This window comes from Mesorhizobium sp. C277A (assembly GCF_040324395.1).
In the GTDB taxonomy this organism is placed as follows: Bacteria; Pseudomonadota; Alphaproteobacteria; order Rhizobiales; family Rhizobiaceae; genus Mesorhizobium.
This window is the reverse complement of record NZ_JAMYVW010000002.1, coordinates 3519849-3543206: the sequence shown is the minus strand read 5'-3', so window position 1 is coordinate 3543206 and position 23358 is coordinate 3519849. Positions and strand designations below refer to the sequence as shown.

Below are 23358 nucleotides of genomic sequence, written 5' to 3'. Positions count from 1 at the left end.
GCCGCCTTGCGGCCAGGTCAGCAGCGCCGGAGCCTTTTGGCGCGCTACACGCAAAGCAAAGCGCGGCGTCAGGCGGCGCCGGTCGGGTTAAAACCCTGCCGTCAGCCGATCATGGCGCTGCGACCGCCGAGTTCCGCGTCGCGGATCTTGGTGTCGCGCGATTCCAGCATCTCGGCCTTGGAAAGCTCCGCTTCAGCTTCGCCGAGTAATGATTCGGCAGCGCTTCGCTGCTGGGCGAGGTCGCTTTGAGAGTTTCTGAGGTTATCACGGCGCAGACGCGCCGCCTTGGCGAAGGTCGGATAGGCAAAATGATTGATGTCGGTGATGCCGGCCTTCTTCTCCTCGGCGGTGATCTGAAGCTCCAGTTCAACGGCCATGCGCTCGAACTCGGCGATCATCATGTCGAGCTGCAGCAGCTGCCGCCGCTTCTCATTCACCTGAAATTGCTTCAGCCGAACGAGGTTTTCACGTGACTTCATGATTCGGTACTCCCGGAAACGCACACCTGCACATATCGTCCAATCCGTCCGCCAGGGCCTGGCGCCGCCCGTATCCACCGGCATTCCCCGAACTATGGGAAACAAATCCCTAAAGTTTTTTGCCGGCGGTAACCATTCGTTTACGCGCATTGTTAATCATAAGGGCGAGGACTTAAGGCCGGGTAAAAATTCCGGCTCCCGATACGGAAGCCGGCCAGCGAGTCCCTTGAGTCACTTAGTCCGACTTATTAATGTGTTGCATTAGCGATTTGGTTCTGTGATTCATCATTAGATTCAAGAGGGTGTAGAAAGGGGTTAAAAAATCTGGTACCGTCCTTGGTGCGGAATTAGGTTTTGTTAACCATTCGATGGCAGCCTCTGTTCAGGCAATCACTGCTCCGGTCCCGGATGGGTCGTGACATGGTCCGGCGGCAGAAAAGGGGAATGAAATGCGCGTTCTGCTGATAGAAGACGACAGTGCAACCGCTCAGAGCATCGAGCTGATGCTCAAATCTGAAAGTTTTAATGTTTACACGACCGACCTCGGCGAAGAAGGTGTCGATCTCGGTAAACTTTATGATTACGATATCATTCTTCTCGACCTCAACCTTCCCGATATGTCCGGCTACGAAGTCTTGCGGACACTTCGCCTGTCCAAGGTGAAGACGCCGATCCTGATCCTGTCCGGCATGGCCGGTATAGAGGACAAGGTGCGCGGCCTGGGCTTCGGCGCCGACGACTATATGACCAAGCCGTTCCACAAGGACGAGCTGGTCGCCCGCATTCATGCCATCGTGCGCCGTTCCAAGGGCCATGCCCAGTCGGTCATCACCACCGGCGACCTGGTGGTCAATCTCGACGCCAAGACCGTCGAAGTCGGCGGCCAGCGCGTGCATCTGACCGGCAAGGAATACCAGATGCTGGAGTTGCTCTCGCTGCGCAAGGGCACCACGCTGACCAAGGAAATGTTCCTCAACCACCTTTATGGCGGCATGGACGAACCGGAACTGAAGATCATCGACGTCTTCATTTGCAAGCTGCGCAAGAAGCTCGACGCAGCATCCGGTGGCCAGAACTACATCGAGACGGTCTGGGGTCGCGGCTATGTGCTGCGCGAGCCGGAAGACATCCGCGTCAGCGCCTGAGCGAACATCATCCCATTGAATCAATGCAAAAAACCCGGCTCAGGCCGGGTTTTTTGCTGTCCTTTTTGGCCGAAAACGAGCCGAATCAGGCGGCAACCTTCAAGGTACGAAAACGTTCGAGCAGTTGCGGCCGGTTGAACGGCTTCAACAGATAACCCTGGGCGCCGGCGCGCTTTGCCTTCATGATCGAGGCAACATCGACCTCGACCAGTGAGATCAGAATCTGTGGTTTGATCGTGCTCTCCATGGCGCGAACCTGGCGAATGACGTCGACCGCTTGCATGTCCGGCAGGGCGCCGTCGACGACAATCACATCAGGCATCTCGGCAGCGCACATCTCGACAGCATCAAGTCCAGTTGCCGCTTCGATGACCACCATGTCGGAGCCGCCAAGAATCCGTTTTGCAACCTTTCTGATGACGCTCGAATCGTCGACAAACATGCAGCGCTTCATTTCCGGGTCCTCTTTGCCATGGGGCGAACCGGCGGCATCCGGGTATCGGGATGCACACTAGGCCGATCTGGTAAAGAAGCAGAAAAGCCGTTAGGTAAAGTTTTTACAAACATGTCGTTTGCAGCCCCATTCGGCAGGGGCGTTGCCGGCGGTGAAACTTGCCTGTTCTGAATTGCCGCAAATATCAGCGGGAAAAGATACTTGATTGTTCTTGATGCTCGGCGTCCTGCCGAACGGCTTCGCTCAAGCCGCGGACAGCACGATCTCTTCGGCGGTCGCATGAATCGAGATCGTCATGTTGGCCTCACGCGCCAGCAGCAGCGTGTAGTAGGGCTGGACGGTATGGGCGTCGATAGGCTCCTCGGGCTTGTTGCCGGAATGGAGCTCGAGGAATTTCGGCGGCACGCGCAGCATCGGGCCGCTTGCGGCAAGCGCAAAGCGCGGCTCGGTGTCGAGGTTTTCCAGCGTGACCACCAATCTGCCACCGCGCGGGATGGCAGCATTGGCGACGAGCAGCAAATTGAGCAGCAGCTTGACCTTGTTCTTGGGCAGCAGGGCGCGAACCCCGTTCCAGATCAATTCCGGCTTCTCGTTCTTCAGGAAGGCGATGGCGACGGACTCGGCATCGCCGGTGTCGATCATCATGCCCGCCGAACCGGCGGCACCGAAGGCGATGCGGGCGAATTGCAGGCGGGCCGAAGCGTTTCTGGCGCTCTGCCGGATCAGTTTCATGGCGTCTTCGTCGGCGCCGCCCTCGTCCAGGAGTTCGAGGCCGTTGTTGATGGCGCCGACCGGCGAAATGATGTCGTGGCAGACTCGGCTGCACAACAAGGCTGCGAGATCGGGTGCGGAGAGAGAGAAAAGCTCAGCCATCGGCGAAAAATCCCTGCTAAAATTCACATCCTGGTGGCCGCGCGGCCGACAGCCACGCTCACCACCCGAATCACGCTCTCTCCCCCCCAGGCATTCTGAATACACAGCGCCCGAGCGTGCAGCAACAATCCACAATTCTTGTGAGAAAAACGGCATCTTTGCACAGGATGGGAGCCCGTGCAGACAGTCAGAAACAGCCTTCGAACCGCCATGTTCATGTGGGAGGTTAATGGTTGAAAAAGGATTACGGCATAGTTTGCCCGTAACAGTCATCCTTAACGGCCGCCTAAAGAGCCGGACGGGGTGCGAGGCGTCGGCGAAAGTGCTCCCTGACGGAGATTGGAAGCATGGTTTCCCGATTCTACGACCGGACGTTTGTCCGCGTCTTCTTCATGGCGATTGCCCTCATGGGCGCTCTCGCTTTCTCAACCTCTGCGTCGCGGGCACAGGAATACACCGCTCAGGAGATCGTCGATTCCGGTCACAAGTTCTTCGGCGCGACGTCGGGCGGTCTCGCAACCGTCGTCGAGAAGATTTTTGCCTCCTACGGCCTGCCCAATGGCTATCTGCTCGGCGAAGAGGGATCCGGCGCGCTGATCGGGGGCCTGACCTATGGCGAAGGTACGCTCTACACCAAGAATGCCGGCGACCATAAGGTGTTCTGGCAAGGGCCTTCGCTCGGTTGGGATTTCGGCGGCGAGGGATCGCGGGTGATGATGCTCGTCTATAACCTCGACGACGTCAGCAATCTCTACAATCGGTTCGGCGGCGTTGCCGGTTCGGCCTATGTCGTGGCCGGCGTCGGCTTCAACGTGCTGCAGAACAACAGGGTGCTGCTGGTGCCGATCCGCACCGGCGTCGGCGCGCGGCTTGGCGTCAATCTCGGCTATCTGAAGCTGACGCAGAGGCCGACCTGGAATCCTTTCTGAGCGATTCCGACCACACTTCGACCCGATCAACAGATTCTGACCCGGTGCAGCTGCGGCAAACCCTTGCCGCAGCGCTGGATTTGCGTCATGCGAACATGGCAAAGTCCAGACTTGGCGGTTGCCGGATAGCGGCCCGCCCGTAACGGGTAGTCACCTTGGTTCAGTCGATCCTGTTCTTCGCCCTCGGCTTTCTGTGCGCAGGCTTTCTGGCGCTGCTGGTCGCGCCGGCCATCTGGCGGCGGGCGGTCGCGCTGACACGCAAGCGTGTCGAGGCGTCGGTGCCGCGAACGCTGGCCGAGATCCAGGCCGACAAGGACAGCTTGCGGGCCGAGTTCGCCATGACGACGCGCCGGCTCGAAATCAGCATCAAGACGCTGCGTGAGCAGGCGAATGAGCAACTCGTCGAAATCAATCGCGGCCGCGAGGCGCTGAAGGGCCTGGCGGTCGAGCGCAAGGACAAGAAGCAGGCGCTTTCGGAGCTCGGGGAAAAAAACGAATTGCTGCTGCATCGCGAGCAGCACATACAACAGCTGTCGGACAGGCTTGCACAAACAGAGCGCATGATGGAAAAGCGCGCGCTCGAGCTGGAAAAGCTCGAACATATGTACGACGACGCGTCCTTCTCCTCCAGCAATCGTCAGATCGAACTGGTGGCTCGCGAATCCGAGCTGGAAAAACTTGCCAACGACATTTCAGTGCTGCGCGGCCAGCGGAAGGAGGCCGACAAGCGCCATCAGGAAGTCGTCGCCGAAGGCAAGGCCACGCGCGATGCCTTGAAGGCCGAAAAGAAAAGAACCGCCGACCTCGACAGAAAGCTCGAGCGCCTGCTCGCCACGCTTGCCGATCGCGAGGACAAGCTCGATCGCCGAGAAAAGGAACTGGCCCGGCTTCGCGAGCGGGTGAAGGGCGAGGCTACAGGAGGCGCCGCGGCTGCTGGCCTGGTTGGTGCGCAAGACAGTGCCCGCGCCAGGAACGAGGACATCGACAAGACGCTCGCCAAGCTCGAAGGCGACCGAGAGCGGCTCGAAGCCAGGCTGACGACGCTGGCCCGCGAAAACAAGCGGATGAAGGCGGAGCTTGGCGGTTCTGGATCCGCGAAGCCCGGGAATGGCCCCGGCAATGGCAATGATGCCGGTTCTGCCTTGCGCGAACAGATGAACAATCTGGCGGCTGAGGTCGTCCATTTGACGGCCAAGCTCGAAGGACCTGATTCACCGATCGCCAAGGCGCTGGCGGCGCCGCAGGAAACGCGGTCAGGAACCACCAGCCTGGCCGATCGCGTCCGGGCGTTGCAGAAGGCAGATTTGCCGAGCTGAGTTTCAAGCCCCGGCTTGGAATTGCCTGACTACGCCTATCAGGGCGAAAAATGGTGCAGCGCAATGGCTGACGCGGCAGCAACATTCAGGCTGTCGAACCCTTCCGACATCGCGATCCGCACCGTCCGCAGGCGGGCAAGCAGGCTCTCCGGGAGGCCCTCGCCTTCGGTACCGAGATAGAGCGCCAGTCGTTTCGGTCGCGCGGCATCGCGAATGTCAGCCTCACCACGCGGCGACAAAGCGACCTGGCCGAAGCCCAACTCGCCGAGCTTCGCGATGAAGGCTTCAGTGTCGCCGAAGGACGCAAAGGGCACCTTCAACGCGGCGCCGACGGAGACGCGGATCGCCTTGCGATACAGTGGGTCGCAACAGGTGGCGTCGACGAAGACGGCATCGGCGCCGAAGGCGGCGGCATTGCGGAAGATCGATCCGATATTGTCATGGTTGGCGATGCCGATGAGAACGACGATCAACGCTTCGGCAGGCAAGGTGTCGAGCAAGGCCTCGGCGGGCTGTGGCGTGCCCTTGCTGCCGATCGCCAATATACCGCGATGCATGTGGAAGCCGGCGATCCTGTCCATGACGGCGCTTGCCGCAACGTAGACCGGCAGGTCGGCAGGGGCCTTGCGCAGGATGTCGTCGAGCCCGGCCAGCCGGTTTTCGAGGACCAGGACCGACTCCGCAGCAAAGCGTCCGGCTGACAGCAGGACGTCCAGCACCACCTTGCCTTCGGCAACGAACCGGCCATGGCGGCCGGTGAGATCGCGCTCGCGGATGTCGAGATAGGCGGCGACCCGCGGATCGCGCGCGTCGTCGATCTGGATCGGATCCATCAATACCTCGGCCGGCGAAAAATCGTCAGCGAGGTAAGAAGCGATCGGAGCCGCCAGTCAAGCCCCGCAGGTCAAGTCCCGGCGCGGCGCAGACGCGTTGCCATTTGGGACAAGTCGCCTATCCCGAAAATGCCGTCCAGCATGCGCAACAGTTCGCGCACGGCTTCGGACTTGCAGGAATAGTAGATCATCTGCCGGTCGCGGCGGGTCTCGACAAGATCGAGCGCCCTGAGCTTGGCCAGATGTTGCGACAAAGCGGACTGGCTGAGCATCACCTTTTCGGCGATGGCGCCGACCGACATTTCACCGTCGGCCAGATAGCTCATGATCAAGAGCCGCTTTTCGTTGCCCATAAGGGTCAGAAATGTCGCCGCCGATTCGGCATTGGCGATTAGTTTGGTCGAGACCATCGATGCCCCATGTTTTCCTGCTCATCCAAACGCTATGGGGGCAAATAGCGTTGGCTGCTATAATTCAGCTATGGATCACGCTGCTGATTCAGCGTCGCCTGAATCGTAGATCATTTCGCCCAAATCTCAAGACGTGCTTTTGATTCATGACGATTATCCTTGCGTAGCTGGCGCACGACCGGCTTTGGCCAGGTCGACCAGAACCGGCTGCAGGTCGCGCGCGGTCTTCAATGGCTGCGGAAAATTGACCCTGCAAACGGTGTCGCCCGATGCCAGGTCCATGCCATCGGCATCGAAGCCGGTGATGGTCCAACCATCACCTTCAACCCTGGCGAAATGATGGGCATAGACGGCGATGGCGTCGAGATGGTCGGCATTCATGTGGTCGAGAGCGGATTGTTCGCTGGCGGCCAGCTCGTCGACGATCGGCCCCTCGGTGATGAGATCGGCACGGTCGAGCAGGTAGGCCTTGCCGAAGCCGCCATTCAGGCTGGCGCGCTCCGGCTCGAGGCGAAAGATCGAGAAATCGCCGAGCCCGGCATAGAGCTTTGCCTTGGGATTGCGGTTGAGATAGCGCCGCTCGGCGCGGGCATGCGCGCTCGACCCGCGTTCCAGCGGCTGCGCCCGGCAGACCAGCGTTATCCTGGGATGCGCCAGCGGATCGCCCTTGCCGGGTTCGCCGACAAGCAGCGAGCAGCGCGGCTCGGCAAGGATGGCGCCGGTATGGGCTGACAGCGCCGAGACAAGGATCAGAGGCGTGCCATCGATGTCGGTGGCGACTCCGACCCTGGAGGCCAGCGGTGCGCCGGTCGACGGCTCGATCACCGCGAGGGCGCCGAAACGGGCGCTGCGGATCAGCGTTGCGGCCAGCCTGATCGCCTCGGCGTCCGTCGCGCGAATGACGTCCTTCTTCGGCTGGTCCAAAATGCTCACCAGGTAAGTTGATTTTCTAAATCCAGTTACTGGCCAATCATGCCGGCTTTGACAAGCGCTTTGATCTCGGCTGTCGAAAAGCCGAAGCGCGCCAGCACAGTCTGGGGCAGCTGATCGTCATCTTCAGACATGCCGGCAAGCGCCGGCTGCGAGGCCGAAAAGCGTGGCGCGGGCGCGGGGCGCTCGAGCGCACCGGCCTTCACAAATGCGTGACGCGTCCGGTTGTGCGGATGATCCCTGGCTTCGGCCAGCGACAGAACCGGCGCCACGCAGGCATCGCTTGCGGCAAACAGCGCGTCCCAGTCGTCGCGTGTCTTCTGCCGGAACCGGTCGGCAATGGCCGCGCGCATGTCCGGCCACAACGCCTTGTCGTATTGGCCGCGGACAAAATCCTCGCCGAGCGGCAGCAGCCTTGCGAATGCGGCGAAGAAGCGCGGCTCAAGGCAGCCGACCGCAACGTGGCGTGCGTCCGCCGTCTCATAGGTGTCGTAGAAGGGCGCACCGGAATCGAGCAGGTTGGCGCCGCGCCGGTCGCTCCACAGACCTGCCGACATGAAGGCGTGTATGGGGGCCGCCAGCATCGAAGCGCCCTCGACCATCGCCGCGTCGATCACCTGGCCTTTGCCGGAGCGCGAGCGCTCGAACAGCGCTGCAAGCACCCCGGCGATCAGCATCATGGCGCCGCCGCCATTGTCGGCGATCAGATTCAGCGGCGGCACCGGCCGACCTTCCTCCCGGCCGATGGCATGCAACACACCCGAATAGGCGAGGTAGGTGATGTCGTGGCCGGCACGACCTGCGAGCGGCCCGTCCTGGCCGAAGCCGGTCATGCGGCCGTAAATCAGCGCCGGATTCCGCGCCAATGCAGCATCCGCGCCGAGACCAAGCCGCTCCATCACACCGGGGCGAAAGCCTTCGACAAACAGATCGGCCTTTTCGGCAAGGCGCAGCAGCAGTTCCGTTCCTTTGGCCTGCTTGAGGTCGACGCGCAGGATGGAGCGGCCGTGACGGTCGAGATTGTACGCATCGGAGAGGGGCAGCAGGGGTTGGTCCGAACCGGTGCGCTCGATGCGCAGCACCTCGGCGCCCATCTCCGACAGCATCAGCCCGGCCAGAGGCACCGGGCCGAGCCCAGCCATCTCGATGACTTTCAGGCCGGCCAGCGGACCGGTCTTCACTGCGCCGGCCGCCATGGCCGTCTATTTCGGCGCCATGCGGATTGCCCCATCGAGGCGGATGGTTTCGCCGTTCAGCATCTGGTTTTCGACGATATGCAGGGCGAGCGCGGCATATTCGGACGGCTCGCCGAGGCGGGACGGGAACGGCACGGCCGCGCCGAGCGAATCCTGCACCTCCTGCGGCATGCCGGCCATCATTGGCGTCTTGAAGATGCCGGGCGCGATGGTGCAGACGCGAATGCCGGAGCGCGCCAGGTCGCGGGCAACCGGCAGCGTCATGCCGACGACGCCGCCCTTGGATGCGGCATAGGCGGCCTGGCCGATCTGGCCATCATAAGCGGCCACCGACGCGGTGTTGACGATGACGCCGCGCTCGCCGCCCTGCAGCGGTTCGAGTTTGGCGGCACGGTCGGCGACGAGGCGGATCATGTTGAAGGTGCCGATCAAATTGATCTCGATCACCTTGCGGTACTGGTCGAGCGGATGTGGACCATCCTTGCCGATCGTCTTCACGCCGATGGCAATGCCCGCGCAATTGACCAGGATGCGCGCTGGCCCAAGTCTCTTTTCCACCTCGGCGACCGCGGCCGCACCGCTGTCGGCGCTGCTCACATCGCACTGGATAGCGGCGCCGCCAATGTCGCCCGCCACCTTCGATGCCCTGTCGATGCCGATATCGAAAATGGCGACGCGCGCGCCCTTGTCGGCCAGCGCGCGGGCGGTTGCCTCGCCGAGGCCGGAGCCGCCGCCGGTTACGATCGCAATCTGGCCGTTCGGGTTCATGCTGCATGCTCCGTGCTGTTCCGGGTCATGCTACGGAGGTCGCCGCCATGGTGCAACCTGACCAATGGGGATCCATCGCGACCGGTGCCGCGACCGATCCTGGAGCTCAGGCCATCACTGGTGCCTGCTCCGCGATCCTGGCAAGGCTGGCATGGCCGACCTCGCCGGAGAGCCGCGCCACGGCACCGGGCACGATCTCGTGCGACAGCAGCCGGTCGAGGTCGACCGGGCGCGGCATGGAGATCTGGCCGCGGGGGATCTTTCTGAAGCCGAGCGGGCCGTAATAAGGCTCGTCGCCGACAAGGATCACCGCCGGCGCGCCGGCCTTGGCGGCCGCCTCCAGCGCGATCGCCACGAGCCGGCGGCCGATACCGAGATTCTTGAAGGCGGGCCGCACGGCGAGCGGCCCGAGCATCAGCGCGCGTCCGGCGCCGGCGGCGATGCGGGTCATGCGCACCGAAGCAACGACGATGTCGCCATTCATGGCGACAAAGGATAGCGAGCGCTCGTGGCCGCCGGTCTCGCGAATCTTGTAGGCGGCCAGCACGAAACGGCCGGGGCCAAAGGCTTCGTCGTTGATGGCTTCGATTTCGGGATCATGCGCCGGAGTTTCCGGCAGGTATTTCACGTCGGCAAGGCTCATGGTCTTCGCGGTCCGATAAAGAGGAAAGGTTGCTGCAAGCGGCAGCGTTCGCCAGTCAGCGCTTTCTAAGCGCGGGCGCCCTTTCGTCGTCGGTCAAACCGGATCAAGCCAAGATCGAACATGCGGAGTGTCCGCTAGCATCAATTTCCGGCGGCTGCAATCGGCTGTTTTCATCCGGCGTTTCATACGAGTGACGCTCTGTTCAGCAGATGACGGCTTCGGCATTGCCGCCTTGCGACTACATTGGCCAAGGCACGCAAGGAGATTTCGTATGGGATTGCTGGTCGAAGGCAAATGGCAGGACCGTCCGGCCAATGTCGATAGCAGCGGCAGGTTCATCCGCGCCGAGACGCAGTGGCGTGACTGGATCACGCGCGACGGCGCGCCGGCGCAAGGTTGTACGCGCGGCTTCAAGGCCGAGCCCGGACGCTACCATCTTTATGTCTCGCTCGCCTGTCCGTGGGCGCACCGCACGCTGATCTTTCGCGCGCTGAAGAAGCTAGAAGACATCATCCCGGTTTCAGTCGTGCATCATTTCCTCGGTGCTGAGGGCTGGACGTTTTTGGCCGAGGATGGCGCCACCGGCGACACGCTCTACGGCCTCGACTTCCTGCACCAAATCTACACCAAGGCCGATCCAGCCTATTCGGGCCGGGTTTCGGTGCCGGTGCTGTGGGACAAGAAGGAAGAGACCATCGTCTCCAACGAATCCGCCGAAATCATCCGCATGCTCAATTCGGCCTTCGACGAGTGGGGCGATGCCGCTCTCGATTCCTATCCGCCAAGCCTGCGCGGCGAGATCGACAAGGTCAATGCGCTGGTCTTTCCCGCCGTCAACAACGGCGTCTACCGCGCCGGCTTTGCCACCACGCAAGCGGCCTATGAAGAGGCGTTCGGCGAGCTGTTCGCGGCGCTCGACACGCTGGAGGGCCGACTGTCAAAACAGCGCTATCTCACTGGCGAGCGTGTCACCGAGGCCGATTGGCGGCTGTTCACCACGCTGGTGCGTTTCGACCCGGTCTATTTCGGCCATTTCAAATGCAATCTGCGCCGTATAGCCGACTATCCGAACCTTTCGAACTATCTGCGTGACCTCTACCAGGTGCCTGGTATCGCCGGCACGGTGAACCTGCACCACATCAAAATGCACTATTACGGCAGCCACGAGAGCATCAACCCGACGCGCATCGTGCCGGTCGGGCCTGGGCTCGACTATGGCGCGCCGCACGACCGGGCGCGGTTCAGGCAGGCGGCGTGAGCATCGGATTGACAGCCTACCAGTACGGCGATACCGGCTGGCCTTCAAAAACCTCGGCAAGCCGCCGCAGCGTCGCCGGCGTCGTGCCATGCGGCAAGCGGTCGAGCGGAAAGAAGCCTGCTTCGGCGATCTCGTGGTCCGGCAGTTTCGGCGCGGTCTGGTTGAAGGTTTCGATGAGATAGAGGCCGACATGGTCGCGGCGGCTGGAGCGGCGGTTGAAATGCATCGACTTCAGCACCGGCGGGGCGGTGAGCGCGATATTGCCTTCCTCGGCCAGTTCCCGCGCTAGCGCTTCGCCAAGCGTTTCGCCGACCTCGACGCCGCCGCCCGGCAATTGCCAGCCGGGGACATAGGTGTGGCGGATGAGGAAGACGGTGTTCGAGGCGCGATCGTGGATCAGGCCGCGCACGCCCAGCGTCATCGGCCGCCGCAGCAGGAAATAGAGATGGAACAGCCTTGCCCTGAGGCCTGCCCAGCCGGTCTGGCGAAACGCCTGCTCCGGGTCCGATATAGCCATGACTAGCGAAACCGTGGATGGGCAGGAAACAGTGAGTGGAAAGCGGGGAGCGCGTCGCCTATGAAGGAAGGATGTTCAGGCTCGCGCATATTTCCGATGTCCATCTGGGGCCGCTTCCCGGTGTAACCTATCGCGAACTCGCGTCCAAGCGCGTCGTCGGCTACGTCAACTGGCAGCGCAACCGCCGCCGCCATATGCACGATGCCGTCATCGACACCATCGTCGCCGACATGAAGGCGAGCACACCCGACCACCTCACCGTTACCGGCGATCTGGTCAATCTGGCGCTCGACGGCGAGATCGAGATGGCCAAGCACTGGCTTGAGACGCTGGGTTCGCCGGAGGATGTCTCGGTGGTGCCGGGCAACCACGACGCCTATGTGCCGGGCGCCTTCGACAAGGTCTGCCGCTCCTGGGCGGCGTGGATGAGCGGCGACGGCGTGACTGCGCCGATCGACCGCAACGCTTTTCCCTATCTGCGCGTACGCGGCAATGTCGCGCTGATCGGCGTTTCGACGGCGCGCGCCACGGCGCCGTTCATGGCCAACGGCTTCTTCCTCGAAGGTCAGGCGCAAAGGCTGGCGACAGTGCTCGACGCAACGAACAAACGCGGCCTGTTGCGGGTGATCATGATCCATCATCCGCCGGTGCGCGGCGCCGTCGCCCAGCAAAAGCGCCTGTTCGGCATCTCCCGCTTCCACAAGACCGTTCATAGGCATGGCGCCGAACTCGTGCTGCACGGCCATTCGCATCTGCCGTCGCTGTTCTTCATTGGCGGGCGCGGCGCCAGGATTCCGGTCGTCGGCGTCGCCGCCGCCGGGCAGTCGCCAGGCAGCAAGAACCCGGCGGCACAGTACAATCTGCTCGATATTGACGGGGAGAAGGGCAATTGGCTGATTCGCCTGACGCGGCGCGGCCTGACAGGGCCGGCCTTGCCGCCATCGGACCTGCAGGTCATTGAACTCGGCGCGCAGACACCGAGGCCTCCAGATCGTTGATCAGAAGCTGATCTTCATCGCCATCAGGCGATCCCAAAACAGCGCGGCCGCCACCGCCAGGCCAACAAGCGCGCCGGCGGCGACCAAGCCGAGACCGGAAAGGAACGTCGACCAGCCCTTGCGGGGCACGGCTGCTTGCAAGGGCGGCTCAGCTTCCGGCACGGCGGCGCGTTTCAGGTCGGCGACGGCCGGCTCGACACCGCCCTCCATCATGCGCTGGCGCTCGACGATACGCTCCGCCACATAGCGCGTGACCTGATCGGCGACCGGTTTCATATCGGTCGATTCGGCGAGCACGACGCGGCCGATGCGGGTATCCCTGAGAAAGCGGTAGGTGCGGCGGTCGCGCCCCATGGCGACATGGCTGACGGCGTCGATCCACAGGCGGGGCTGCAGGCCGGAGGAGACGACGAAGTCGAAATTGTCCATGTCGGCGGGCACGTCGGCAAAGACCGGGGCGAGCTCGGCGGCGAGCAGATCAAGCCGCATCCGGTGCGCCTCGCGCATGTCGACCACGACATCGTCGCGATCGGCGAAGGCATTTTTCACATCGCGAACGGCGTCGGACAGTTTGCGGGAGGTGTCGATGGGGGTGATGTTTTCGCCAGTGTCCTTCATCGGCGTCGCCTCGCTGATATGGTTAATTGCGAGTTAACACAGGCGGCGGCAAAATGCACTGGCGAGATGCGGGGCGCAAGTAAGTTAGCTCGCCGCGGCCTCGAATGTCGGACGCAGGCGCCTGCCCCGGCGTGCCATGTTTCGGCGCACGGCCTGGGCGACCACATCAGGCACTTCCTCGACCAGCATATGGCCGGCATCGAGCACGTGATGAATATGAAAATGCGCCGGCAGACAATCAGCCTGGGTAAAGGGCAGCACCGGATCGTCCGTTCCCCAAACCACCATCACCGGCATGTCGAGGGTGTCCAGCTGTTCGCGGGGTATGACCCCCTGCCGCTCGTTCCTGGTCATGACGGCCGATATCTCAATCAGCTTGCGCAACTGGCCGGGGCGACGGCGTAGGTCCGCCAGGACGCCAACGATGCGTTCGGGCGGCGGGCTTTGCGGTCCCGACATGGCGGCAAGGCAGGCGCGGATTTCCCGTCTGTCGGCGGCCGCGGCGTAGCGGCGCAACAGCGGTCCGTTGATCTCGGGGCCAACACCGCCCGGCGCCAGATGCGTCAGCGAGGCTATCCTTTCAGGCTCGGCAAGCGCCATCAGGGAGGCGACCGCGCCGCCCATCGAATGACCGGCGACATGCACCCTTGCTATCCCGCGTGCGGCGATATCGGCGAGAACCGCTCGCGCCGCTGTTTTGGCCGGGCCGCTGCCAGGAAATTCGAGAGACAGTCCGTGTCCCGGAAGATCGTAGGCCAAGGTCCTGACATCGGGCCCTAGCGACGCGGTCACCTCGCGCCAGATATCATGGCAACCACCGAAGCCATGCAGCAGGACGACCGTCTTCGGCCCGGCGCCCCGCTCGGCAACATAGAGGGATGAGACCATGAAAATGTGCGATTATTGCAAGACTGGAGAGGAAATTCGAATCGAGGCTGGATTGCTCCCAGTCCAGACCGATGGCCAGTAAAGTTTTCGCGATCCGGAAAGACTAGCTGGCGTTGCCGAGGCCCGCGGCGCGCAGCGCCTCAACCAGCCGGTCGGTCAGATCGGCGGGATATTTGCGCTCGGCGAAGGCCGCGCGCGGATCGGCGGCGAATTTCGGGAATTTGGTGGTCAGCTCATCCAGAAGCTTGGCTGCCAGCTGTTCGCGGCCGGCAGCCTTGGCGCCGATCAGCCGCGCCGCCAGATAATGCGATTTCATCGCCGTCGTGCGCAGCGACTCGCTGGCTATCGCGGCCTTGTTCATGTCGCCCAGCATGAATTGCCCGGCGAAAAGCCCAAAATCCCACCATGTCGGATGGCCGCTGAACGTCTCGACGGCATGGGTCAGGATGGGTGTTCCCTCGGCATATTTGCCGGCAAAGATCAGGCCATAGCCGTAAGCGGCAGCCATGCCGAGGTCGTAGGGGTTGAGCTCATAGGCCTTGCGCATCCAGCGGATCGATTCCTCGGTGTTGCCGAGGCGCGAATTGAGGTAGCCATAGGCGCGGTGCGCATAGGGGCTGGTCGGTCCCATCTGGATGGCGCGATGGGCGAAAGACATTGCTTGTTCGACCGTCGCGCCAGGCGGATAGGCGTAATGATCGGTGGCGGCCTCAAGGGTCAGGGAGGCCAGTTCCGAATAGACCAACGACGATTTCGCACCCTGGCCGGCGAGGTTGTCCAGGCAGCGATAGGCGGCCTCGTGCGTCCTGGTGCTCTGGTCGAGATAGTATCTGTCGTTGAGGATCAGGCAGCTCGTCAGCCCGGTCTGAATGCCGTTCTGTTCGATGTAGCTGTAGAGCGGGCCGGAGGCGGGAACGGTCGAGCTGAGGATGGCGGCGATACGATCCTCGACGGTGCCAGGTGCGCTGTCGGCGGCCGTCAGACTGCGGGACAAAAGCACGCGGCCGGTCGCCACGCTCTGCAGTTCGAGCGTCACGTCACCTGCCATTGGTCCCGGCAGGACATCGAAAACGAAGCTGGTCGGGTCGGTGCTCGGATCGCGCTTGCTGTCGGCGTCGCGGCCGATGAAGTCGATCGTGTCGAAAGCGGCAAGGCCGGCGCGCAGCGAAGCGGCGACGCGGCCGGCCTCGGGGCCGGTGGCCTTCACCGCGATGTAGACGAGGGGCAGGGCCTCCATCGACGGCGATGCGATGCTGCTCGTTACGCCCGCGGTCTCGACCACCGCGGTAGGATCGCTGCTGGCAAGCAATGCGCCGCTGCCCTGGCGCAGGATGAGCACGCCCAGCATGAGAATGACCAGCGTCATGGCGACCCAGAAGAACTGGAGATGGCGCGCCAGCGAAGGCCCAGGTTCTGTAACCCCCGAAGCTGTCGCGGCAGCGGGAACGGCGTCAAGAGCCGCCTGGTCGGGCGATCCGGGCAAGGCGGCTACCGCCGCCGCAAGCGGCTCCTGCCCAACCGGCAGGCGTATGGCGTTGAGCTCATAGGACGGCACGTAGCCGCCGCGCGGAATGGCAATGCGAACCGGTTCGGCTATGCCTTCATTGGCGAAATAATGCTGGAGAAGTTCGCGCAGCCGGCCTGCCTGCACCCGGACAACGGCGTCGGTCGACGAATCGAAATCGCCGTCCTTGCCGAAGACGTCCATGGCGATGGAGAAACCCTTGAGCCTGTCGGCTTCGCCGGCCTGCTCGCGCTCAACAAGATAGCGCAGCAACTTGCGCGCGCGCTCGGAACGTCCGAACGTTTCGCTGGCGAGCAGTCGCTCCAGTGTCTCGCGCACTGCGGGGGCGGCAGGCGTGGCATGCTGCAAGTGTCGATCCTCTCGAAGTCGGCACAGGTTGAGGCGCAATCATATAGAGCCTGCACTTCCATACAAGCATGCTTATGTTATGCGATCGCGTAACACACCGGATAGTTGCCGGTGGTTGACACAAAAGGCCGGAATTTCCCTCGGCAAATGGGGGATTTCCGGGCGCCGCGGACATTCGGCGCCCGGGAAAATATCAGCCGGCCTTGCGGCCGATTATCCGGTTGGCGGCCGAAACAACGGCTTCCAGCGAGGCGGCGACGATGTTGGTGTTGATGCCGGCGCCGAACAGCTTGCCGCCGGGATATTCCATCTCGACATAGGAAATCGCCGAGGCGTTCGAGCCGCGCTGGAGCGAATGTTCGGAATAATCAAGCACCGACATGTCGACGCCAACATGACGCGACAGCGCATCGACGAAGCCGTCGATCGGGCCGGTGCCGGAGCCGGCGATTGTCGTCTCCTTGCCGTTGTCGAGGATCACCGCCTCGACCACGCGCCGGCCCTTTTTCTCGGTATCGGGATAGGTGTGATGGTCGAGGAACTTCAGTCGTGCGCCGGGCTGGTCGACATAGGTTTCAATAAAGCGGTCATGGATGCGTTTTGCCGGCACTTCCTTGCCTTCGGCGTCGGTGATCGCCTGGATCTCCTGGCTGAACTCGATCTGCAGGTTGCGCGGCAGATTGAGGCCGTAATCGGCCTGCAGTACATAGGCGATGCCGCCTTTGCCCGACTGCGAGTTGATGCGGATGATCGCCTCGTAGCTGCGTCCGACATCGGCCGGATCGATCGGCAGATAGGGCACTTCCCAGACCGGCGTGTTGGCCTTCTTCAAGGCCTTCATGCCCTTGTTGATGGCGTCCTGGTGCGAGCCGGAAAAGGCGGTGTAGACGAGTTCGCCGACATAGGGATGGCGCTCGGAGATCTTCAGCTGGTTGGAATATTCGTAGACGTCCTTCATCCGGTTGATGTCGGAGCAATCCAGATGGGGATCGACGCCTTGCGTGTACATGTTGAGCGCCAGCGTCACGATGTCGACATTTCCGGTGCGCTCGCCATTGCCGAACAGCGTGCCTTCGACGCGGTCCGCACCCGCCATCAGGCCGAGCTCGGTGGTGGCGATGCCGGTGCCGCGATCGTTGTGGGGGTGCAGCGAGATCAGCAGGTTCTCGCGGTCGTCCAGGTTGCGGCACATCCATTCGATCCGGTCGGCATAGATGTTGGGCGTCGACATCTCGACCGTCGACGGCAGGTTGATGATCAGTCTGTTGTCGGCTGTCGGCTTCACGATCTCGGTGACGGCGTTGCATATCTCCAGCGCGACTTCGAGCTCGGTGCCGGTAAAGCTTTCGGGCGAATATTCGAAGCGATAACCGCCGCCGGCCTTGGCCGCCATGTCGGTGATCATCTTGGCCGCGTCGGTGGCGATGCGCTTGATACCGCCGACATCCTTCTCGAAGACGACGCGACGCTGCAACTCGCTGGTCGAATTGTAGAAATGCACGATCGGGTTGGTGGCGCCCTTCAGAGATTCGAAGGTGCGGGTGATGAGTTCGGGACGGCACTGCACCAGCACCTGTAGCGAAACATCAGCCGGCACATTGCCTTCCTCGATGCACCAGCGGGCGAAATCGAAATCGGTCTGCGAGGCCGAGGGGAAACCGATCTCGATCTCCTTGAAACCCATGTCGAGCAGCAGGGCGAACATGCGCGCCTTGCGCTCATGACCCATCGGATCGATCAGCGCCTGGTTGCCGTCGCGCAAATCGACCGAGCACCAGACCGGTGCCTTGTCGATGACCTTGTTGGGCCAGGTGCGGTCGGTGAGACCGACCGTCGGGTAGGGCTGGTATTTTCGGGCCGCGCCCGGCATGTGGCCGGCCGCGCGTTTTACGCTTTCGGCTTCGCCGGCGCGGATGTCTTCTCCTGCGTTCATCGTCTTGTTCTCCCGGCGGCTCGCGGATCGGTCTTCGGACGGATTCCAGGGCGAGCAGCGCCTTATCAGATTTTCGTTCGCTTGATGTGAATTGCCAATTTCTGAACTGGCCAAGGAGCGTGCGCGTAAGCGGCGGTTCGACCGCCGGGCGCTCCTTCAGCGAACCCGGCGATCGCCGATAAGGCCGAGAAGAAGCAGGGTCGATGCCAGCGCGCGCACGGTCTCGCCGGCAAAGCCGGTCGGACGGGAAGCGACGGAGGAGACGCGCGTGTTCATGGCGGGTTTCATACAGGAGCCGCCATGGACAGGCAAGTGGGCTGCCATTCCACCACTCGCGAGCACTCTTCCCCATGCGCGGCAAATGCGCCAGACTTGCGTGTGGCCGAGGCCGCAATGCTTCGCCGTCGGAGGGATCATCCGTGAATTTTGTTTTCTTCTCGCCGCATTTTCCCGCCAACGGCGCCGATTTCTGCGACCGGCTGAAAAAGGCCGGCGCTACGGTGCTGGGCATTGGCGATGCGCCTTATGAGGCGCTGGACGGGAAGCTGAAGGTGGCCCTGTCGGAATATTACCGCATCGCTGACATGGAGGATTACGATCCGGTGTTCCGGGCCATGGGTCATTTCATTCACGAATGGGGCCGGATCGAGCGCTTCGAGTCACTCAACGAGCATTGGCTGGAGCTGGAAGCCAACATCCGCACCGACTTCAACATCTACGGCACCAAGCTCGATTTCGTGAAGAATTTGAAGCGCAAGAGCCGCATGCGTGCATTCTTCCGCAAGAGCGGCGTCGACACCATCGCCCAGCGCAAATGCTCCGACCGGGCCGGCGCCATGACCTTCATCCGCCGCGTCGGCTATCCCGTGGTGGTGAAGCCCGATTCCGGGTCCGGCGCCTCGAACACCTTCAAGATTTCCAACGCCAGGGAGCTTGACCAGTTTTTCAGAGACAAGCCCGAGGACGTGACCTTCGTCATGGAGCAGTTCATCGAGGGGCTGGTGGTGACCTTCGATGGGCTGGTCAACCGTGACGGCGAGGTGGTGCTGGCGGCCAGCCACCGCTACGACCAGAGCATCATGGAAGTGGTCAACAAGGATCGCCACATGAGCTACACCTGCTTTCCCAAGGTCCGACCGGCGATCGAAGAGGCCGGCCGCAAAATCCTCAAAGCGTTCGACGTGCGCGAGCGCTTCTTCCACATCGAGCTGTTCGAAACCAAGGACGACCGCGTCATCGCGCTTGAGGTCAACATGCGGCCGCCCGGCGCCTGGATGACCGATGCGATCAACTACACGTTCGACATCGACGTCTACGCGGCCTGGGCGGACATGGTGGTGAAGGATGCCGCCGGTGGTCCTTATGAGGGCAAGTATTTCACCGCTTATGCCAGCCGCAAGCGGCGCCTCGACTATTTGCACAGCCATGAGGACGTGATAGCCGCGCATCGCGACAAGATCGTCCATCATCAGCCAATTGAAGAGGTTTTCAGCCGCGCCATGGGAAATTACGCCTACCAGATGCGCTCGAAAGACGAAGCAGCACTGCGCGCGGCCGTCGCCTACATCCACGCGGAAAAGGCTTAGACGCGATGGACATCTCCTATCACAAGGGTTTCTCCGGCAATCTCGGCCGCGACATGGAATACAAGCGCTACGGCCATGCCGGCCGGCCGGTGGTGGTGTTCCCGACGTCGCAGGGGCGGTTCTACCAGTTCGAGGATTCCGGCGGGGTTGGAGCGCTGGCCGAATTCATCGATACCGGCCGCATCCAGCTGTTTGCGGTCGACGGCGTCGATTCGGAATCGTTCTTCAACAAGCATGCCGGCGCCGCCCACCGTATCGGTCGCCACGAGGCTTATTTCCGATATGTGCGCGAGGAGGCGCTGCCGGAGTTTCTGGCGACCGCTGAGCAAGCCAATGGCGGGCGCAAATTAAAGCCGCTGTTCACCGGCTGTTCGATGGGCGGTTATCATTCCTCGAACTTCGTCTTTCGCTTTCCCGAACTCGCCAGCGGCGTCATCGCGCTGTCGGGCGTCTATTCGGCGGGCGACTTCTTCGGCAAGGCGCTGGAAGGTGATATCTTCTACAATTCACCGCTCGACTATCTGCCCGGCACCGTAGACCCAAAGCTGCTTGCCCGGCTGAAGTCGCTGAGGATGATCTTCTGCTGCGGGCAGGGCGCCTGGGAAGAGCGGATGCTGGTCGAGACGCGCAGGCTGGAACAGATCCTGCGCGACAAATCCATTCCCGCCTGGGTCGACTATTGGGGCGGCGATGCCAGTCATGACTGGCCATGGTGGCACAAGCAGCTGGTCTATTTCTTCGGCCGCTGGCTGGATGACGATCTGATGCACCGGCTCGATTGATGGCCACACCCGAACCTATCCGCCGCTTTATCGAGGCCACCAATGCGGGTGATAGCGAAGCCGTTCTCGACACGTTCACAGCCGACGCGTCCCTGACCGACTGGGGGCGGTCCTTCCAAGGCCGCCAGCAGATCGCGCGCTGGAACCAGTCGGACAATATCGGCGTGAAGTCCAATCTTCGCATTGTCCGCATCGCCGAGGTCGAGGGCAGCTACCGCGTCCGCATTGCCGTGAAAGGCAATGGCTTCAACGGCGAGGGTGACATGACCTTCGTGCTGGACGGCCACCGCATAGCGAGCCTCGCCATCTCCTGACGCGGCTCAGCTACCCTTCCTGGCAAACCGGCAGAGCAATGGTCTCGTGTTCCACCGCCGATCCACGGCGCAAGCCGAGAAAGACGACAAGGGCGGTGACGATGGTGATTGCCGCCAGCACGATCAGCAGCCTGTCGAACGCGATCTCATAGGCCTGGACCAGGACCGTGGCTCCGGCACCCGGCAAGTGGGCTGCCGCTTCGCCGATGTTGCCGGTCACCAGCAGTTGCGCGGCGGCGGTTGCATCCAGGGAAGATGCCGTTCCCTGAGCCGCCAGTTGGGCTGCCGTGAAACCCGACAGGACTGCCATGACGATCGCCAGCGCCACGCCTTCGCAAGCGACGCGGGTGGTGTTGAAGATGCCGACCGCCATGCCGGCACGCTCTTTCGGCACGACGCCGACGGCAAGTCCGTCCATCAGCCCCCAGGGCAGGGCGATGCCGACGCCGATGAGGATCAGCGGCGCCACCAGCGCTGCGACGACAGGCGGTGTCAGGCTCAGCCAGACAAGGCCGCCGGCGGCCACAAGCAGGCCGACACCGCAGATCGTTGCCGGAGCGATCCAGCGCGCTACCTGGCCGGCGAGCAGTGGCAGGATCAACAGCGGTCCCGACAGGCAGATCATCAACTGCCCCGCCTTGATCTCGCTCATCCCCTCGATGCCGATGAAGCGGATCGGCAGCAGCACCAGCAGGACGACGAAGCCATAGGCGGGAGCGGCCGCCAGGAACTGGACGCCGACGAAGCGGGGAAAGCGGAACAGCGAGAGATCGAGCATCGGCCGGCGCACGCGCCGCTCGACGACGACGAAAGCGGCAAAGCAAAGGGCGGCCGCCACGAGAAGCGCGATCACCAGGGGATCGGTCCAGCCGCTCTGCGGCGCTTGCAGCATGCCGTAGGTCAGCGATGCCAGCGCGATCGTAAAGGTGCCGGCTCCCGCCCAGTCGAGGCCGGTCGCATCCGGATCGCGCGATTCCCTGATGGTGCGCAGGCCGAGCAAAGCGGCTGCAATCGCGAGCACTGCCACCAAGACGAAGATCGATCGCCAGCCGAAGGCATCTATGAGCAGGCCCAACGCGATCGGCCCAAAAGCGAGGCCGATGCCGAAACTGGTGCCGAGGAAGGAGAAGGCGCGCAGCCGCAATGGCCCATCGAATTCCTGGGCAAGAGCGGAGGCGCCGTCGGCAAAGGCGGCGGCACCGCCGAGCCCTTGCGCAGCCCTGAGCACATCGAACCAGACGATACCAGGGGCAAACATCGATCCCAGCGATGCCAGCACATAGGTGGCGAGGCCAACAAGGAAGAGCCGCTTGCGGCCATGATTGTCGGCCAGCGCGCCTGATGCCATCAAGGTGGCGGCGAAGGTCAGCATGAAGGCGTTTGTCACCCAGTTGAGCGCGATCGGGCTGCCCCGAGGTCGGCCGCAATGCGGGAAAGCGCGACGGCCGGGCCGGTGAAGGTCAAGGGCATTGTCATGGCGGCAAGGCATACCGACAACAGGACAAGCCATGGCGCGACCGCGCCGTTTGTGGTCTTCGGGGTCATAATTTTCCTATCTGAACCAGGATCCGCCGGCCTGCCGCAAGCTTGCTGCGCCAGTCGTAACGGGAAGATAGGCCCGCGACACTTCGAGAAAAATAGTGTTAAATATCCAGATATACCGGACTGAAACGCTCGAATGGAGAGATGCGATGGAACGCCTCAATGGGCTCCTGGCCTTTGCCCGCACGGCTGAGTTCGGCAGCTTCATCGCTGCGGGCCGCACGCTCGGAATCTCGGCATCGGCCGTCGGCAAGAGCGTCGCCAGGCTCGAGCAGGATCTCGGCGTAAGGTTGCTTCAGCGCAGCACGCGCCGCATCGGCCTGACCGAAGAGGGCAAGCTGTTCAACGAGCGGGTGCGGCGCATCCTCGACGACATCGGCGATGCCGAGGCGATGCTGTCGCGGAGCCGCGAAACACCGCATGGGCGGCTGCGCGTTTCGACGCCGATCGTGACCTATCACCTGCTGTTTCCGGTGCTGTCGGAGTTCATGGCGCGCTATCCCGAAATCGAACTCGACATCGACTTTAACGACCGCATCGTCGACCTCATCGACGAAGGCGTCGACATCGCGATCCGCAGCGGCGACCTGCCGGATTCGCGCCTGGTGGCGCGGCCGCTTGCACCCTTCCGGCTGCTGTTGTGTGCGGCACCCTCCTATATCGAGCAGCACGGCAACCCGAGCCTCCCGGACGATCTCGTGAACCATTACGGCATCCGCTTCCGCTTTCCCAACAGCGGCAAGCTGCAAGGCTGGCCGTTCATCGGCGGCAGCGCCGAGCCGCAGGTCCGCTCGATGCTGACCTGCAACAACACGGAGGCGCTGAAGGGCGCCACGATGGCCGGGCTCGGCATCAGCTCGATGCCCGATTTCCTGGTCCGCGAGGCGCTGCGTGACGGCCTGCTGCGCACGGTGCTGGACGACCATGTCGACGGCCGCGGCCAGTTCCGGTTGTTGTGGCCGTCCAATCGTCATTTGTCGCCGAAGGTTCGCGCCTTCGTCGATTTCCTTCCCGACCGGCTTGCCGCGACGCTGAGCGGCTCTTGAATTAGTCCTTCGCGGCCGACGGCGATA

Annotated in this window: 23 protein-coding genes and 1 pseudogene; 9 read left to right on the top strand and 15 right to left on the bottom strand. The window is 62.7% G+C overall.

The genetic code is table 11. From position 1 onward, the window contains the following. Positions 1–101 precede the first annotated feature (101 nt). Complete coding sequence (locus NKK52_RS17530) at positions 102–479, bottom strand: flagellar export protein FliJ (protein ID WP_023669945.1); 378 nt, start codon at positions 477–479, stop codon at positions 102–104. Positions 480–928: 449 nt separating this feature from the next. On the opposite strand from NKK52_RS17530, the gene ctrA reads away from it, so the two are divergent. Beyond that, entirely contained in the window at positions 929–1624 is a 696-nt protein-coding gene (ctrA, locus tag NKK52_RS17525) for a response regulator transcription factor CtrA (RefSeq protein ID WP_006203583.1), read from the top strand. Between the two features lie 85 nt (positions 1625–1709). On the opposite strand, the gene NKK52_RS17520 is transcribed toward ctrA, so the two are convergent. Together NKK52_RS17520 and chpT are read right to left on the bottom strand one after the other, a co-directional pair. After that, positions 1710–2078, bottom strand: a complete 369-nt coding sequence (locus NKK52_RS17520; RefSeq protein ID WP_023669946.1) for a response regulator transcription factor — start codon at positions 2076–2078, stop codon at positions 1710–1712. 243 nt (positions 2079–2321) lie between these two features. Then, complete coding sequence (gene chpT, locus NKK52_RS17515; RefSeq protein ID WP_023669947.1) at positions 2322–2951, bottom strand: histidine phosphotransferase ChpT; 630 nt, start codon at positions 2949–2951, stop codon at positions 2322–2324. Between the two features lie 392 nt (positions 2952–3343). Between chpT and NKK52_RS17510 the strand changes: the two genes are divergently transcribed. Both NKK52_RS17510 and NKK52_RS17505 read left to right on the top strand, forming a co-directional pair. Then, positions 3344–3880 carry a DUF1134 domain-containing protein gene (locus tag NKK52_RS17510; protein ID WP_245259859.1) on the top strand — a complete coding sequence of 179 codons (537 nt, stop codon included), beginning with the start codon at positions 3344–3346 and terminating at the stop codon, positions 3878–3880. Positions 3881–4035: 155 nt separating this feature from the next. Next, positions 4036–5196, top strand: coding sequence for a coiled-coil domain-containing protein (locus tag NKK52_RS17505; RefSeq protein ID WP_023683628.1), 1161 nt, complete (start codon positions 4036–4038; stop codon positions 5194–5196). Between the two features lie 38 nt (positions 5197–5234). Here the strand turns inward: NKK52_RS17505 and NKK52_RS17500 are convergent, their stop codons facing one another. From NKK52_RS17500 to NKK52_RS17475, 6 genes are all read right to left on the bottom strand, one after another. Further along, positions 5235–6029, bottom strand: coding sequence for a TrmH family RNA methyltransferase (locus NKK52_RS17500; protein ID WP_023683629.1), 795 nt, complete (start codon positions 6027–6029; stop codon positions 5235–5237). A gap of 71 nt (positions 6030–6100) precedes the next feature. After that, positions 6101–6439, bottom strand: a complete 339-nt coding sequence (locus tag NKK52_RS17495) for an ArsR/SmtB family transcription factor (protein WP_023669951.1) — start codon at positions 6437–6439, stop codon at positions 6101–6103. Positions 6440–6592: 153 nt separating this feature from the next. Further along, positions 6593–7363 (bottom strand): HugZ family pyridoxamine 5'-phosphate oxidase, encoded by a 771-nt coding sequence (locus tag NKK52_RS17490; protein ID WP_023683630.1) that lies wholly within the window; start codon positions 7361–7363, stop codon positions 6593–6595. Positions 7364–7398: 35 nt separating this feature from the next. Beyond that, complete coding sequence (locus NKK52_RS17485) at positions 7399–8565, bottom strand: CaiB/BaiF CoA transferase family protein (protein ID WP_023683631.1); 1167 nt, start codon at positions 8563–8565, stop codon at positions 7399–7401. A gap of 6 nt (positions 8566–8571) precedes the next feature. Then, positions 8572–9333: a 3-hydroxyacyl-CoA dehydrogenase gene (locus NKK52_RS17480; RefSeq protein ID WP_023683632.1), complete on the bottom strand. Its 762-nt coding sequence runs from the start codon at positions 9331–9333 to the stop codon at positions 8572–8574. A gap of 106 nt (positions 9334–9439) precedes the next feature. Next, entirely contained in the window at positions 9440–9976 is a 537-nt protein-coding gene (locus NKK52_RS17475) for a GNAT family N-acetyltransferase (protein ID WP_023683633.1), read from the bottom strand. A gap of 271 nt (positions 9977–10247) precedes the next feature. Between NKK52_RS17475 and NKK52_RS17470 the strand changes: the two genes are divergently transcribed. Beyond that, positions 10248–11234, top strand: a complete 987-nt coding sequence (locus NKK52_RS17470; RefSeq protein ID WP_023683634.1) for a glutathione S-transferase family protein — start codon at positions 10248–10250, stop codon at positions 11232–11234. Between the two features lie 16 nt (positions 11235–11250). Here NKK52_RS17470 and NKK52_RS17465 read toward each other — a convergent pair whose 3' ends face one another. After that, positions 11251–11751, bottom strand: a complete 501-nt coding sequence (locus tag NKK52_RS17465; RefSeq protein ID WP_031197573.1) for an NUDIX domain-containing protein — start codon at positions 11749–11751, stop codon at positions 11251–11253. Positions 11752–11822: 71 nt separating this feature from the next. Here NKK52_RS17465 and NKK52_RS17460 point away from each other — a divergent pair, with 71 nt between their 5' ends. After that, entirely contained in the window at positions 11823–12749 is a 927-nt protein-coding gene (locus NKK52_RS17460; protein ID WP_023683636.1) for a metallophosphoesterase family protein, read from the top strand. Here the strand turns inward: NKK52_RS17460 and NKK52_RS17455 are convergent, their stop codons facing one another. The 4 genes from NKK52_RS17455 to leuA all read right to left on the bottom strand — a co-directional run bounded on the left by NKK52_RS17455 (position 12750) and on the right by leuA (position 17998). Continuing rightward, positions 12750–13367: a hypothetical protein gene (locus tag NKK52_RS17455; RefSeq protein WP_023683637.1), complete on the bottom strand. Its 618-nt coding sequence runs from the start codon at positions 13365–13367 to the stop codon at positions 12750–12752. Positions 13368–13451: 84 nt separating this feature from the next. After that, positions 13452–14255: an alpha/beta fold hydrolase gene (locus NKK52_RS17450; RefSeq protein WP_023683638.1), complete on the bottom strand. Its 804-nt coding sequence runs from the start codon at positions 14253–14255 to the stop codon at positions 13452–13454. 103 nt (positions 14256–14358) lie between these two features. Continuing rightward, the gene (locus tag NKK52_RS17445; RefSeq protein ID WP_023683639.1) at positions 14359–16128 is read right to left on the bottom strand and encodes a tetratricopeptide repeat protein; all 1770 of its coding nucleotides are present in this window, start codon (positions 16126–16128) and stop codon (positions 14359–14361) included. A 193-nt stretch (positions 16129–16321) separates the two neighbouring features. Next, on the bottom strand, positions 16322–17998 hold the full coding sequence (gene leuA, locus NKK52_RS17440) for a 2-isopropylmalate synthase (RefSeq protein WP_023683640.1): 1677 nt from the start codon (positions 17996–17998) through the stop codon (positions 16322–16324). A gap of 482 nt (positions 17999–18480) precedes the next feature. On the opposite strand from leuA, the gene NKK52_RS17435 reads away from it, so the two are divergent. Genes NKK52_RS17435 through NKK52_RS17425 form a run of 3 tightly spaced genes read left to right on the top strand, consistent with a single transcriptional unit; the run spans position 18481 to position 20743 of the window. Next, positions 18481–19647 (top strand): ATP-grasp domain-containing protein, encoded by a 1167-nt coding sequence (locus tag NKK52_RS17435; RefSeq protein WP_023683641.1) that lies wholly within the window; start codon positions 18481–18483, stop codon positions 19645–19647. A gap of 5 nt (positions 19648–19652) precedes the next feature. After that, positions 19653–20429: an esterase family protein gene (locus NKK52_RS17430; protein ID WP_023683642.1), complete on the top strand. Its 777-nt coding sequence runs from the start codon at positions 19653–19655 to the stop codon at positions 20427–20429. Further along, positions 20429–20743: a nuclear transport factor 2 family protein gene (locus tag NKK52_RS17425; protein WP_031197571.1), complete on the top strand. Its 315-nt coding sequence runs from the start codon at positions 20429–20431 to the stop codon at positions 20741–20743. The genes NKK52_RS17430 and NKK52_RS17425 overlap by 1 nt, the downstream gene beginning before the upstream one ends. Before the next feature lie 10 nt (positions 20744–20753). On the opposite strand, the pseudogene NKK52_RS17420 reads toward NKK52_RS17425, so the two are convergent. Next, positions 20754–22288: pseudogene (locus NKK52_RS17420) on the bottom strand (MFS transporter). Positions 22289–22434: 146 nt separating this feature from the next. Here NKK52_RS17420 and NKK52_RS17415 point away from each other — a divergent pair. After that, complete coding sequence (locus tag NKK52_RS17415; protein WP_023683644.1) at positions 22435–23331, top strand: LysR family transcriptional regulator; 897 nt, start codon at positions 22435–22437, stop codon at positions 23329–23331. Positions 23332–23358 lie beyond the last annotated feature (27 nt).